This is a genomic window from Arthrobacter sp. Marseille-P9274 (assembly GCF_946892675.1).
Lineage (GTDB): Bacteria > Actinomycetota > Actinomycetes > Actinomycetales > Micrococcaceae > Crystallibacter.
Genome location: NZ_CAMPOV010000001.1, coordinates 1,337,055 through 1,350,841 on the forward strand (window position 1 = coordinate 1,337,055; position 13,787 = coordinate 1,350,841).

A 13,787-nucleotide genomic window follows, 5' to 3' on the forward strand; every position below is an offset into this window, starting at 1 on the left:
ATCTTCCTCACATATCCTCAGGCGGTTGCCCCACCCCCTGAGGCCCCTGAGGAGGATTCCACGTGATTCTCGGCCGCCGCCCCGCCGCCCGTCTCGTTGCCAGGTTCCTGCTGGCTGTCACCGCCGCCGTCATGACGGCTTTCGTCGCGGTCTTCGCGCTGCACTATGCGGTGCCGCTCGAGGAAGCCAAGGCTTTCGTGGACATCGGCGCGGAATCCAACCTGCCGACCTGGTGGAATGCCTCGTTGCTGTTCCTGACCGCCGTGCTCGCCGCTGCTGCGGCCGTTGCCGCGGACCCGGGCAGGCCCCGCCTGGCCTTTGGTGTGGTTGCAGCGGCAGCGGCTTACCTCAGCGTGGACGAAACCGCGGGCCTGCACGAACGCCTCGCCCGGCCCATGCTAGCCGCGGGCGTGGAGACGCCGACCTACCCGTGGCTTATCCTGGGCACGGCCATGGGTCTCTTGGGTGCCGCCGTCCTATGCCTGGCTGGCCGCGCGCTGCCTCGCGAGATCGCCCCGCGGCTGGCCCTGGCCTTGGCGTGCTACGCGGGAGGCGCCCTGGGCGTCGAAGCAATCAATGGCTCGCTCCGGGAGGGAGGCCCCGGAATCCTGTTTTCCGCCGGCCTCATGCTCGAAGAGGGACTCGAAATGACGGCCTGCATCATCGCGGTCGCCGCCATGGGCGATCACCTCTCCGGCATGGACACCAGGCGCTCTCTGGTGGAACAGGTCGCCGGGCACTAGGCTCGGCTGACGTGGACACCAGCGCAGCAGAGGCCCAGGCCGGCACCATCAGGATCGAGCAGTTCCCGGCCGGCCTCGAGGACGGCCGGCCTGATGCCCGGACCATGGGCTGGTTCGAGGCGGTCCGGGCCGGGTTCCATGACGGGGCGCCGGAGCCCGGGCACGTGGAGGCCTACGTCGCTGCCTACGCGGCGGACCGGCGCGTGTTGTGGGGAGCGTACGACGACGGCGCCCGGCCGGGTGCCTGGGGCCCGGACATTCCGGTGGCCACCTACGGGTCGTTGGCCAACACGATGAACGTCGGAGGCGGACGGCTTGTCCCGACCCACCAGATCACGGCGGTGACGGTCCGGCCGACACACCGCCGCCGCGGCCTGCTGCGGACCATGATCACCAGTGACCTCGAGCAGGCGGCTGCCAGGGGCCTCGCGGTCGCGGCGCTGACGGCGTCGGAGGCAACAATCTACGGTCGCTTCGGCTTCGGGGCCGCCGCGTTCACCCGGCGCGTCGAGGTCGACGTCCGCGAACGCTTCGCACTGCGGGCGGCGCCCTACGGCAACATGGAGCTGGTCGATCCCGCGTCGATGCTCGAGCTGGCCCCGCAAATCTTCGCTGGCTTCCACGGGCGGACCACCGGTTCGCTGGACCGCCAGTTTTCGTATGCCCGCGTCGCGTCGGGCCGCTGGCAGTCGGAGAAGCCCGAACCGAATCCGGACCTTCGGGTGGCGGTGCACTTTCGTCCGGACGGCGAGCCCGGCGGCTACGTGGCCTACAAGTTCGCCGGCTGGCATTCCGAGCCGTACACCATGAAGGTCGTCGACCTGGTGGCAGCTTCGGAGGCAAGCTACCGCGAGCTCTGGCGGTACCTCGGTTCCATCGACCTGGTCCAGCGGATTGTGTGGTCCGCGGCTCCGGCCCACGATCCGCTGCCTTGGGCGTTGTCCGACCCGCGCGTCTACAGCGTCACCGCGGAGGAGGACGCCCTCTGGCTGCGCATACTCGACCCGGTGGGGGCGCTGGAAGCCCGCCGCTTCGAGCAGGACGGTTCGCTGGCCTTCGCCGTCCGGGATCCGCTCGGCCTGGCCGAGGGACGGTTCCGGCTGGACGCCGCCGGCGGGCAGGCGCGGGTGGAGCGGCTGGGCTCCTCGGCTGCGGTGGACGTCACCCTGGACGTCGACGTCCTGGGCTCGCTCTATCTCGGGGGAGTGCGGGGACGGACCCTCGCCGGCGCGGGACGGCTGGAAGGCGACGACGCCGCCGTCGGACGTGTGGACAGGCTGTTCGCGCTGGGCTCGGCGCCCTACTGCATCACGCACTTCTAGCCGCAGATCCAGCAAGGACGCGGCGGGCGGGAAACGGGCCCGGAGGGGCGGACGGCGGGGGTTGGAAAGAGGCTCGGACGCGCCGCGCCCGCTTTGACCCGACTTGGCCGTTGCGGCTAGACTGGTTGGGCGCGTAATGCGTACGCAGAAGCTTCATCCTGCGTCATACCACAATGTCCGCTTCCGGACAGTCAGCAATGTTGGAAGACTGCAGCCATTTTGTGCTGGGTCCAGAGCAGAGTCAAGCTGTGCGGAACCAAGAAAACTATCCACATCGGAGCCCCTACTACATGACCATCACCTCCACCGAGAAGCCCGGTACCCCTCAGGTCGCAGTCAACGACATTGGTACCGCTGAAGACTTTCTCGCTGCTGTCGACGCGACCATTAAGTACTTCAACGACGGCGATCTCGTCGAAGGTACTGTCGTCAAGGTTGACCGCGACGAAGTCCTGCTCGACATCGGTTACAAGACCGAAGGTGTCATCCCCTCCCGCGAGCTTTCCATCAAGCACGACGTTGATCCCGGCGACGTCGTCTCCGTGGGCGACGAGGTCGAAGCCCTTGTCCTGACCAAGGAGGACAAGGAAGGCCGCCTCATCCTGTCCAAGAAGCGCGCACAGTACGAGCGCGCCTGGGGCGACATCGAGAAGGTCAAGGAAGAGGACGGCGTCGTCACCGGTACCGTCATCGAGGTCGTCAAGGGTGGTCTTATCCTCGACATCGGCCTGCGCGGCTTCCTGCCCGCCTCCCTGGTCGAGATGCGCCGCGTGCGCGACCTGGCTCCGTACATCGGCCAGCAGATCGAAGCCAAGATCATCGAGCTGGACAAGAACCGCAACAACGTTGTGCTGTCCCGCCGCGCCTGGCTCGAGCAGACCCAGTCCGAGGTCCGCTCGACCTTCCTCAACAAGCTGGAGAAGGGACAGGTCCGTCCGGGCGTTGTCTCCTCGATCGTCAACTTCGGTGCCTTCGTGGACCTGGGCGGCGTCGACGGCCTGGTGCACGTCTCCGAGCTGTCCTGGAAGCACATCGACCACCCGTCCGAGGTTGTCGAGGTTGGCCAGGAAGTCACCGTCGAGGTCCTCGAGGTGGACCTGGACCGCGAGCGTGTCTCCCTGTCGCTGAAGGCCACCCAGGAAGATCCGTGGCAGACCTTCGCCCGCACGCACGCGCTGGGCCAGGTTGTCCCGGGCAAGGTCACCAAGCTGGTTCCGTTCGGTGCGTTCGTTCGCGTCGAAGACGGCATCGAAGGCCTGGTCCACATCTCCGAGCTGGCTGTCCGCCACGTCGAGCTGGCCGAGCAGGTCGTCTCCGTGGGCGACGAGCTGTTCGTCAAGGTCATCGACATCGACCTGGAGCGCCGCCGCATCTCGCTGTCCCTCAAGCAGGCCAACGAGGGCGTCGATCCGGAAGGCACCGAGTTCGACCCGGCGCTGTACGGCATGGCTGCCGAGTACGACGAAGAGGGCAACTACAAGTACCCCGAGGGCTTCGACCCCGAGTCCAACGAATGGCTCGAGGGCTACGAGAACCAGCGCGCCGCTTGGGAGCAGCAGTACGCTGACGCCCAGGCCCGTTGGGAAGCCCACAAGAAGCAGGTTGCCCGCCACCTGCAGGAAGATGCCCAGGCATCCTCCGAGGGCGGCGAAGCGGCTCCGACCAGCTACTCCTCCTCGGACGCTGCGTCGACCGAGCCCAGCAGCGGCGGCACCCTGGCTTCGGACGAGGCTCTCGCCGCTCTGCGCGAGAAGCTGACCGGCAACTAATCCCAGGCGCCCCTAGGCGCTGAGGATGCATGCGGGACCCCTGCCTCGGGCGGGGGTCCCGCTTGGTTAAGGGCGGCTTGTTAGGTCCGCGGGCTCAGCCCTCGCGGACGCTGACGGTGACGGTGAACTTCGAGTTCCGTGCGACCTGCCGCGTCGGTCCGACAAGGCGCTGCAGCGCGGGCCGGTAGCCGAGGTGGCTGTTCCACACCGTCCACAGCTCGCCGCCGGGGGCCAGGACGCGGCCGGCGTCGGCAAACAATTTCAGGGCGATTCCGGCGTGCACGGCGTTGCCGATGTGGAACGGCGGATTGAGCACGATCAGTTCGGCGGAGGCATCGGCGAGGCCGGACAGCCCGTCGTCCCGGCGGACGGTGATGCGCCCGGCGACGCCGTTGGCCTCGGCCGTCGCCTTGGTCGACGCGACCGCGGAGGCCGACTGGTCCGTCGCGATGACCTGCAGCTGCGGCCGCCGCAAAGCGAGGAAGGCCGCGATCGTTCCGTTGCCGCAGCCCAGGTCCACCGCCGTGCGGCAGTCGCGCGCGCCGTCGAGCAGGGGGAGCAGGAAGCGGGTACCGACATCCAGTTTGGCTCCGCCGAAGGTCCCGCCGAACGCGACGAGCCGCAAGGGGGCCGGCAGCCCGACGTCGTGGCTTTCCTCCAGCGGGAACCGGCTGGACGCCGCCGGCACCGGACGGGTCGCCGTCAGGACGCGGGCCTTCTGCCTGGCCAGGCCGGCCGTCACCTGTCCGAAGGCGGTGCCCAGCACCTCGTTCATCGCCTTCGTCATGTGCTTGACCCGGCCCGCGGCGAGGACGACCACGTCGGGCGCGGCCGAGCGCGCAATCCACCCGGCGATTTCCTCGAGCGCATCCAGCGAACGGGGCAGCTGCAGCAGGACCAAGCGGACGCCGTCGAACATCTCCGGCCCCAGCGGGTGCTGGCGGTAGCCGCCAAGCCCCAGCGCCTCGGCATTGTTTGCCAGGGCGAGTTCGCCCGACAACGGGTCCTGGTGCACCCGGACTCCCGTCAGCCCGCGGGCGGCCAGGGACAGGGTCAGCGCACCGTAGTGGTCATTGACGACGGCGAGGGCCGCGCCGTCCGGCCCATCCAGCCCTGCCAGCAGCGGCTCCGCCGTCGCCAGGAGGAGCCGGTCCGCCGCGTCGTAGGCGAAGAGATTCTCCGCCTCGACGTCGGGCCAGCGCCGCAGTGCGGCCAGATCGAGGTCAGCCACGGTCGACCCACCGGCTACCGTTGGGTACCGGCTCGGGGCCGCCGCCGGTCAACGCCGCCAGCCGTTCGCGGAATCCGGCGAGGGTTTCCGGCGAGTCCGGCAGGGCGACCTGTATGAGCACGCCGTCGGGATGATAGTCCGTGCCCAGCACCTGGACCCCGGCGCCGCGAAGATCGTTCTCGAGCCGTCCCGCGGCGGCGTGCCCGGCCGGAACCGAGAAGAGCTGCAGGTGCTCGCGCCGGATAAGCCGCGTCCCCGAGAGCGCCTGGGAGACGGAATCCGAGTAGGCCCGCACCAGCCCGCCGGCCCCCAGCAGGATGCCGCCGAAGTAGCGGACGACGACGGCCGCAATGTCGCTGAGGTCCGTCACCCCGGGCGCGGTCTCGCGTTTGATCAGTGCCTCCAGCATGGGAATTCCGGCCGTCCCGGAGGGTTCGCCGTCGTCATTGGATCGCTGCACCCCGCGATCCGCGCCCAGGACAAAAGCGCTGCAGTGGTGCCGCGCGTCGTGGAATTCCTTGCGCAGGCCGGCGACCAGTTCGCGGGCGTCGTCTTCCGTCTCAACGCGCCGCAGGACGGTGATGAACCGGGAACGCTTGATCTCCACCTCATGCCGGTGTTCGCCGTCGATGGTGGTGTAGCTGAGGGACGACGGAGAGGCTGGTTGCACCAGACCAGCCTAGTACGGCGAGCCGGCCGCGACACGCGGTCAAGCCGTTGCCGGCCTCTGCCGCCGGTGGAAAGATTGCTGTGGGGAGACGGAGCAAACGCCGTGCCGCGCCACGCGCAGCGAACATTTCATCGGCATTGCGGACCGTCCTGGTATACGGCGGGGGCGGCCGGATGCTCCTGTGTTTGGCGAGGCCGGACTCAGGAGGAACCATTATGTCTACGACCCCAGCCGACGCTACTGTTACCGGCCTGGTAAACCCGTACGAGGAGCTCGAGGCCCAACTGCGCGGCTACACGATCAAGCCCGCGGACCTTGCGTATGACGAAGCCCGGGCGGTCTACAACGCCATGATTGATCGGCGCCCCGCGGTCATCGTCCGCTGCGCCGACGCGGCGGACGTCGTCGCCTGCGTGCGCTTTGCGCGCCAGCACTCCATGGAAGTCGCCGTCCGCGGCGGTGGGCACAACGCCGGCGGGCTCGGCGTGTGGGACGACGCCCTGGTTATCGACCTGTCGCTGATGCGCAGCACCACGGTCGACCCGGCCAACCACGAGGTCAGGGTGGACGGCGGCTGCCTGTGGAGGGACGTCGACCATGCGACCGTGCCGTTCGGCATGGCCACGCCATCGGGCTTCGTGTCGTCCACGGGCGTCGGCGGGCTCACCCTCGGCGGCGGAGTCGGGTACCTCACCCGGCTTGCGGGTTTGACCGTCGACAACCTCCTCAGCGCCGACGTGGTGCTGGCGGATGGCTCGCTGGTGACCGCCGATGCCGAGCACCATCCCGAACTGTTCTGGGCGCTGCGGGGCGGCGGCGGAAACTTCGGGGTGGTGACCTCGTTCCGCTTCCGCTGCCACGACGTCGGTGAGAACGGAGTCATCATCGGAGGACCGGTCTTCTACGACTTGGCCGACGTCGGCGAGGTCATGCGTTGGTACCGCGACTTCCTGCCGGAGCAGCCGGGCGACCTCAACGGCTGGATCGGCGTGACCCGGATCCCGCCCGTTCCGGTTTTCCCTGAGGAACTGCATGACCGCAGGGCCTGCGTGATCGTCTGGTGCTACACGGGCCCGCATGCCGACGCGGAGCGGGTCCTGGCTCCAATCCGGGAGTTTGGGAATCCCCTGCTCGTCGGCCTGCAGAATATGCCGTTCTCCGCGCTCCAGTCGATGTTCGATCCACTGCTTCCTTCGGGTCTGCAGTGGTACTGGAAGGCGGACTTCATCACCGAGCTCTCGGACGAAGCCATCGAGGTCCACCGGAAGTACGGGGAGGCCATCCCGACCGAGTTGTCCACCATGCACATGTATCCGATCAGCGGCGCGGCGCAACAGGTGGCTCCGGGCGACACCGCCTTCGCCTACCGCGGCGGCGGATGGGCCGGAGTCATCGCGGGCATCGACCCTGACCCCGCCAAGGCCCAATTGATCTCCGACTGGGCGAAAGCCTACTGGGAGGAGCTGCATCCGACCTCGGCGGGCGGCGCTTACATCAACTTCATCATGGACGAGGGTCCCGACCGGGTGCGGGCCTCCTACTTGGAAAACTTCGACAGGCTGGCCCAGGTAAAGGCCCAGTACGATCCGGACAACGTCTTCCACATCAACCAGAACATCCCGCCCGCCGCAGAGTGATGCGCAGGGGCCCTTCGGCATGCCGCTAAGCTGGCGGCATGCTGAAGGTTGGACTGACGGGCGGGATCGCGGCCGGGAAATCGCTGGTGGCGCGGCGGCTGAGTGAGCGCGGCGCGGTCCTGGTGGATGCTGACGTCCTGGCCCGCGAAGTGGTGGAGCCGGGGACCGAGGGCTTGGCCGCGGTCGCCGCGGCTTTCGGCCGCGAGGTGATTAACGACGACGGCGGGCTGGACCGTGCGGCGCTGGGCGCCATTGTCTTCGGGGATCCGGCCAAGCGGGAGCAGCTCAATGCGATTGTGCATCCGCTAGTGCGGGCACGCTCGGCGCAGCTCGTGGCGGAGGCCGGCCCGGGGTCCATCGTCGTGCAGGACATTCCGCTCCTGGTGGAGACCGGGCAGGGGGCCGCCTTCCACCTCGTGCTCGTCGTGGACGCGCCGGAGGAGATCCGGGTCCGCCGCATGGTGGACCTGCGCGGCATGGCACCCGAGGACGCGCGGTCGCGGATAGCGGCCCAGGCGACCGCGGAGCAGCGGCGGGCGGCCGCGGACGTCGTGCTGGAGAACGTGTCGAGCGCGGAAGACCTGCTGGCCGCCGTGGACCGGCTGTGGGACGAGCGGCTCGTGCCCTTTGCGGAGAACCTGCGGACGGAACGGGCGGCACCCCGCAGCGAGGGTCCGCGGCTGGTGGACCCGGACCCGCAGTGGAGCGACCAGGCCCGCCGGCTGGGGGCGAGGATCGTGGCCGCGGACGGCCGCGTCCTGGGTGTGGCCCACGTCGGCTCGACCTCCGTCCCGGGCCTGCCGGCCAAGGACGTTATTGACCTGCAGGTCTCCGTTGCGAGCCTGGCCGACGCGGATGCGATCGCCGCAAACCTCGCCGCGGCGGGGTTCCCGCGCTGGCCGGGGCAGTGGCGGGACTCCCCGAAGCCCTCCTGCCCGGACCCGGCCGCCTGGGAGAAGCGGATGCACTGCAACGCTGACCCGGGCCGGGCGGCCAACGTCCATGTCCGGGTGCAGGGGTCGCCCGGGTGGTGCTACGCCCTGGGCTTCCGCGACTGGCTGCGCGCCGAGGCTCCGGTGGCGGCCGAGTACCTGGCGGAAAAGCGGCGGCTGGCGGAACTGCATGCTGGGGACCGGTCGTCCGGCCGCTATGCCAAGGATAAGGACGAGTGGTTCACGGACACGGCGGAGCCGCGGCTCCGGGATTGGATCCGCGGCTCCGGTTGGCGGCCCGAGGAGGCCGCCGCCTTCTAGGCGGGACCTTCCCCAGGTCCGAGGGTGTCCGGCGTCAGCGCCCCGCTTCGGCGCGGTCCCGCTCGATGCTCGGGATCTTCGTACCGCGGATCGAACAGCCGGCGGTCTCCGGGACGAACTTGAGCGCCACCGCGCCGACGACGCAGGCGACCATCATGTAGTAGGCGGGAACCAGCGTGTCGCCCGTGGACTGGATCAGCAGCTCGTTGACCAGCGGGGCGGTGCCGCCGAAGATCGCCGTCGCCACGTTGTAGGTGATCGCGAAACCGGCGTAGCGGACCTGGGTGGGGAACATGGCCGGGAACGTCGCGGAGATCGTGGCCAGCTGCAGCACGTACAGCAGCCCGAGGACCGCGAAGCCGATCAGCGCGGAACCGAAGTTGATCCGCATCAGCAGGTACATCGGGATGGCGGCCACGAACAGGCCGCCCAGGGACGCCCACCACATCGGCTTCCGGCCGACCTTGTCCGAGAACCGGCCGGCGAAGGGGATCACGACCATCATGGCCAGCTGTCCCAGCAGCGTCAGGGTCAGCGCGCTGTTGGCCGAGAGGTTGATTTCGGTCTGCAGGTAGGTCGGCATGTAGCTGAGCAGCGTGTAGTTGGTGACGTTCAGGGCGATCACCAGGCCGGCCATCGTCAGCAGCGGCTTCCAGTACTTGACGACCAGGTCCTTCAACTCGGTTTTGGCGCTGGACTCCTCCTGGTGGTGCTCTTCCAGGTCCCGGAACACGGGCGTGTCCTCGAGCCTGCTCCGCAGGTACAGGCCGATCAGGCCCATCGGGCCGGCCACCAGGAACGGCAGCCGCCAGCCCCACTCTGTCATCGCTTCCTGGCCAAGGATGATCTGGAAGAAGAGCACCAGCGCGGTGCCGAGGACAAAGCCGAACAGCGTGCCGAACTCCAGGAAGCTGCCGAAGAAGCCGCGCTTCTTGTCCGGCGAATACTCGGCCATGAACGTGGCGGCTCCGCCGTACTCGCCGCCGGTGGAGAAGCCCTGGACCATGCGCAGGACGATGAGCAGGATGGGCGCCCAGATGCCGATCATGTCGTAGGTGGGCAGCAGGCCGATGGCGAAGGTCGCGCCGGCCATCAGGATGATGGTCAGCGCCAGGATGGACTTCCGCCCGATGCGGTCGCCCAGCGGGCCCCAGACGAGTCCGCCCAGCGGGCGGACCAGGAAGGATATGGCGAACGTTGCCAGCGCGAAGGCGACGCCTCCCTCGGTGGGGAAGAAGTTCGCCGTGATGTAGGTGACGGCCACGGCGTAGATGCCGTAGTCGAACCACTCGGTCGCGTTTCCCATCGCCGAGGCGCCGATCGCCTTGCGGATGGTCCGCCGGCCCTCGAGCGTGTCAGTAGTGGGGGCGGCGTACTGCGGCTCGGGCTCCCTGCCGCCGCCCCCTGCCGAGCCGTCCGGAATGCGCCCGGCGGGATTGTCCTCCGGTGGGTTGTGGTCGCTTGGCATTTTCTCTCCATCCAGATGGACGGCCCGCGGGCGGGCCGTCGTCGTCTTCTCGGTTCGATGCGGCGTTTAGGTCACAGTATCCGCTTGTCAGAGCCATGAACCAAGCAAATCGCCGCGATTTGTGCCGATTGCTAAGTTTGCTTAGGCTCCGCGCGGGCGAGGGAAAGTACGACGGCGGCACGGGCCTTAAGGCGATCCTTCGCCTGGCCTTTCTCCGTCCGGCGGCAGTTCAGCCCCTAGCAATCACGGACCCGCGCTGGCCGCATTCGGGGCTACCGTTAAGTCCATGAGCCTTGCCCAGGACATCAAACGCGTCGTTGCCCCGTTCGAAGTGATCAGCGAGTACCAGCCGGCCGGCGACCAGCCGACCGCCATCAAGGAGCTCGCGGAACGGATCCAGGCGGGGGAGAAGGACGTCGTCCTGCTGGGTGCCACCGGTACCGGCAAGAGCGCGACGGCGGCGTGGCTGATCGAAAAGGTGCAGCGTCCCACGCTGGTGATGGTGCAGAACAAGACGCTGGCGGCCCAGCTGGCGAACGAGTTCCGCGAACTCCTGCCCAACAACGCCGTGGAGTACTTCGTCTCGTACTACGACTATTACCAGCCGGAGGCTTATGTGCCGCAGACGGACACCTTCATCGAGAAGGACTCGTCCGTCAACGAGGAAGTCGAACGCTTGCGGCACTCGGCGACGAATGCGCTGCTGACCCGGCGCGACGTCGTCGTTGTTGCCACGGTCTCCTGCATCTACGGCCTGGGAACCCCGGAAGAGTACGTCGCCGGGATGGTGACGCTGCGCCGCGGCGAGGAAGTCAACCGGGACGAGCTGCTCCGCCGGTTCGTGGCGATGCAGTACGTCCGCAACGACATGGACTTCCACCGCGGGACGTTCCGGGTCCGCGGCGACACGGTGGAGATCATCCCGATGTACGAGGAGCTGGCGCTGCGGATCGAGTTCTTCGGGGACGAGATCGAAGCGATCCACACGCTGCACCCGGTGACCGGCGAGGTGCTGCGCGAAGAGAACGAGATGTACATCTTCCCGGCCTCGCACTACGTGGCCGGGCCGGAGCGGATGGGCCGGGCCGTCAAGGCCATCGAGGACGAGCTCCAGCAGCGGCTGGAGACCCTGGAATCGCAGAACAAGCTTGTCGAGGCCCAGCGGCTGCGGATGCGCACCACCTACGACCTGGAAATGATGCAGCAGATGGGCTTCTGCAACGGCATCGAGAACTACTCGCGGCACATCGACGGGCGCGGGCCGGGCACCGCCCCGCACTGCCTGCTGGACTATTTCCCGGACGACTTCCTGCTGGTCATCGACGAGTCGCACGTGACGGTGCCGCAGATCGGCGCCATGTACGAGGGGGACATGTCGCGCAAGCGGACGCTGGTGGAGCACGGTTTCCGGCTGCCGTCAGCGATGGACAACCGGCCGCTGAAGTGGGACGAGTTCCTGGAGCGGATCGGGCAGACCATCTACCTGTCCGCAACCCCGGGCAAGTATGAGCTGGGCAAGTCGGACGGCTATGTGCAGCAGATCATCCGGCCCACCGGCCTGGTCGATCCGGAGGTGATCGTCAAACCGACGAAGGGCCAAATCGACGACCTGCTCGGCGAGATCAATCTTCGCGTGGAGCGGAACGAGCGCGTCCTGGTGACGACGCTGACCAAGCGGATGGCCGAGGACCTTACCGATTACCTGCTGGAGCACGGGGTCAAGGTGCAGTACCTGCACTCCGACGTCGACACCCTCCGCCGCGTGGAACTGCTGCGGGAACTGCGGCTGGGAACCTTCGATGTGCTGGTGGGCATCAACCTGCTGCGCGAGGGGCTTGACCTGCCCGAGGTCTCGCTGGTCAGCATCCTCGACGCTGATAAGGAAGGCTTCCTGCGCAGCAGCACCTCGCTCATCCAGACCATCGGCCGCGCGGCCCGTAACGTGTCGGGCCAGGTGCACATGTACGCAGACCGGATCACTGACTCGATGGAGCATGCCATCGAAGAGACCAACCGGCGCCGCGCCATCCAGCTCGCGTACAACAAGGAGCACGGCGTCGACCCGACGCCGCTGCGCAAGCGCATCGCCGACATCACCGACCAGCTGGCCCGCGAGGACGCAGACACGAACGCGCTGCTGGGCGACTTCGACTACGGCAAGGGAAAGCGTGGCTACTCCGCCGCCAAGCCGAAAGGCAAGGCAGGCACGGCCGGCGCGGCCAGCGCGAAGGTGCGGCAGGACGGACTGGCGGCAGCGCCGGCGGAGGACCTGGCCGGCATGATCGAGCAGATGACGGAGCAAATGCACGCCGCGGCCGCCGAACTGCAATTCGAACTCGCGGCGCGGATCCGGGACGAAGTGGGGGAGCTGAAGAAGGAACTGCGGCAGATGCGCTCTGCCGGCCATGCCTGAGGCCGGCGGGTGTGCTGTACACTTGTCCGAGCGTAGGGGAGTATCCCGAACACTGTGAACGTCAACACGCGGGGCATCGAGGCCCTGCCGGGCGCAGTGGCCTGACCGGACACCGGGGGCGGAGAGACTTGCGGCGACCACCCGTACCCCCGCGCGGCGCACCCGTGCGGGATCAGCTTCGAAAGGCAAGGTTCCGTGACGGACCAATTAACGATGCCGTTCCAGATCGCAACCTTTGTGATCCTGGGCGCCGTCCTGCTGTTTGACCTGCTCTATGTTGTCAAGCGCCCGCATGAGCCCTCCATGAAGGAAGCGGGTCTGTGGGTCAGCTTCTATGTGGCTCTGGCGCTGATCTTCGCCGGCCTGATGTTCTGGCAGGCCGGGCCTGACTACGGCCAGGAATTCGTTGCAGGCTGGATCACTGAATATAGCCTCAGCGTCGACAACCTGTTCGTCTTCATCATCATCATGGCCCGGTTCTCGGTACCGAGGAAGTACCAGCAGGAAGTGCTGATGTTCGGCATTATCATCGCGCTGGTCCTTCGCGGCATCTTCATCCTGCTGGGCGCCACCGTAATCGCCCACTTCAGCTGGGTCTTCTACATCTTCGGCGCGTTCCTGCTCTGGACCGCGTGGAAGCAGGCCACCGACTCCGGTGAGGACGAGGAACAGGAGAGCGGCTTCGTCGCACGCCTGACCAAGAAGCTGCCGGTCAGCGAGAACTTCGACGGCAACAAGCTGCGCACCACGGTGGACGGGAAGCGCATGTTCACCCCGATGGTCATGGTCTTCATCACGATCGGCATGACCGACCTGCTCTTCGCGGTGGACTCGATCCCGGCGATCTTCGGCTTGACCCAGAGCGCGTTCATCGTCTTCACCGCGAACATCTTCGCCCTGATGGGCCTGCGCCAGCTGTACTTCCTGCTCGGCGGCCTGATGGACCGCCTAGTCTACCTCAAGCACGGCCTGTCCGTCATCCTCGCCTTCATCGGTGTGAAGCTGATCTTCCACGCCCTGCACGAGAACGAACTGCCGTTCATCAACGGCGGCCAGCACATCGAGTGGATCCCGGAGATCACCACCCAGCTGTCGCTGGGCGTCATTATCGGCACCCTCGTGATCGCCACCGTGGCCAGCCTGCTCAGCCCGGCAGCCAAGCAGGCCAAGATCGACGCCGAACTGGCCGCCGACATCGAGGCCAGCCGCCACCCGGAGGAGAAGGCGCGGCTCGACGAGCGGTAACGACACGGCCTTCCTTCGACGGGAGCCCGCGCGAGG

The 13,787-nt window shown here is 67.6% G+C and carries 10 protein-coding genes; 7 read left to right on the top strand and 3 right to left on the bottom strand.

The window, feature by feature from the left end; genetic code table 11:
* Positions 1-62: 62 nt before the first annotated feature.
* The 3 genes from OC550_RS06075 to rpsA all read left to right on the top strand — a co-directional run bounded on the left by OC550_RS06075 (position 63) and on the right by rpsA (position 3,834).
* A complete protein-coding gene (locus OC550_RS06075; RefSeq protein WP_262104378.1) occupies positions 63-743 on the top strand; it encodes a hypothetical protein in 681 nt (226 codons plus the stop codon).
* Between the two features lie 11 nt (positions 744-754).
* A complete protein-coding gene (locus OC550_RS06080) occupies positions 755-2,065 on the top strand; it encodes a GNAT family N-acetyltransferase (RefSeq protein ID WP_262104379.1) in 1,311 nt (436 codons plus the stop codon).
* Positions 2,066-2,355: 290 nt separating this feature from the next.
* Positions 2,356-3,834: a 30S ribosomal protein S1 gene (gene rpsA / locus OC550_RS06085; protein WP_262104380.1), complete on the top strand. Its 1,479-nt coding sequence runs from the start codon at positions 2,356-2,358 to the stop codon at positions 3,832-3,834.
* Between the two features lie 94 nt (positions 3,835-3,928).
* On the opposite strand, the gene OC550_RS06090 is transcribed toward rpsA, so the two are convergent.
* Both OC550_RS06090 and OC550_RS06095 read right to left on the bottom strand, forming a co-directional pair.
* Positions 3,929-5,065, bottom strand: coding sequence for a class I SAM-dependent methyltransferase (locus tag OC550_RS06090; protein ID WP_262104381.1), 1,137 nt, complete (start codon positions 5,063-5,065; stop codon positions 3,929-3,931).
* Positions 5,058-5,738 carry a YigZ family protein gene (locus tag OC550_RS06095; RefSeq protein WP_262106268.1) on the bottom strand — a complete coding sequence of 227 codons (681 nt, stop codon included), beginning with the start codon at positions 5,736-5,738 and terminating at the stop codon, positions 5,058-5,060. The genes OC550_RS06090 and OC550_RS06095 overlap by 8 nt, the downstream gene beginning before the upstream one ends.
* 212 nt (positions 5,739-5,950) lie before the next feature.
* On the opposite strand from OC550_RS06095, the gene OC550_RS06100 reads away from it, so the two are divergent.
* On the top strand, positions 5,951-7,372 hold the full coding sequence (locus tag OC550_RS06100; RefSeq protein WP_262104382.1) for an FAD-binding oxidoreductase: 1,422 nt from the start codon (positions 5,951-5,953) through the stop codon (positions 7,370-7,372).
* Positions 7,373-7,410: 38 nt separating this feature from the next.
* Positions 7,411-8,625 carry a dephospho-CoA kinase gene (gene coaE / locus OC550_RS06105; protein ID WP_262104383.1) on the top strand — a complete coding sequence of 405 codons (1,215 nt, stop codon included), beginning with the start codon at positions 7,411-7,413 and terminating at the stop codon, positions 8,623-8,625.
* Between the two features lie 34 nt (positions 8,626-8,659).
* Here the strand turns inward: coaE and OC550_RS06110 are convergent, their stop codons facing one another.
* Positions 8,660-10,093, bottom strand: a complete 1,434-nt coding sequence (locus tag OC550_RS06110) for an MFS transporter (RefSeq protein WP_262104384.1) — start codon at positions 10,091-10,093, stop codon at positions 8,660-8,662.
* Positions 10,094-10,379: 286 nt separating this feature from the next.
* On the opposite strand from OC550_RS06110, the gene uvrB reads away from it, so the two are divergent.
* Together uvrB and OC550_RS06120 are read left to right on the top strand one after the other, a co-directional pair.
* Complete coding sequence (gene uvrB, locus OC550_RS06115) at positions 10,380-12,506, top strand: excinuclease ABC subunit UvrB (protein WP_262104385.1); 2,127 nt, start codon at positions 10,380-10,382, stop codon at positions 12,504-12,506.
* Positions 12,507-12,719: 213 nt separating this feature from the next.
* Positions 12,720-13,751 carry a TerC family protein gene (locus OC550_RS06120; RefSeq protein ID WP_262106269.1) on the top strand — a complete coding sequence of 344 codons (1,032 nt, stop codon included), beginning with the start codon at positions 12,720-12,722 and terminating at the stop codon, positions 13,749-13,751.
* The last annotated feature ends 36 nt before the right edge of the window (positions 13,752-13,787 follow it).

What these genes read in the sequence shown, in the direction of transcription:
- rpsA (WP_262104380.1), top strand. Translation starts at nt 2,356, where the DNA reads ATGACCATCACCTCCACCGAGAAGCCCGGTACCCCTCAGGTCGCAGTC.
- OC550_RS06100 (WP_262104382.1), top strand. Translation starts at nt 5,951, where the DNA reads ATGTCTACGACCCCAGCCGACGCTACTGTTACCGGCCTGGTAAACCCG.
- coaE (WP_262104383.1), top strand. Translation starts at nt 7,411, where the DNA reads ATGCTGAAGGTTGGACTGACGGGCGGGATCGCGGCCGGGAAATCGCTG.
- OC550_RS06110 (WP_262104384.1), bottom strand. Translation starts at nt 10,093, where the DNA reads ATGCCAAGCGACCACAACCCACCGGAGGACAATCCCGCCGGGCGCATT.
- uvrB (WP_262104385.1), top strand. Translation starts at nt 10,380, where the DNA reads ATGAGCCTTGCCCAGGACATCAAACGCGTCGTTGCCCCGTTCGAAGTG.
- OC550_RS06120 (WP_262106269.1), top strand. Translation starts at nt 12,720, where the DNA reads ATGCCGTTCCAGATCGCAACCTTTGTGATCCTGGGCGCCGTCCTGCTG.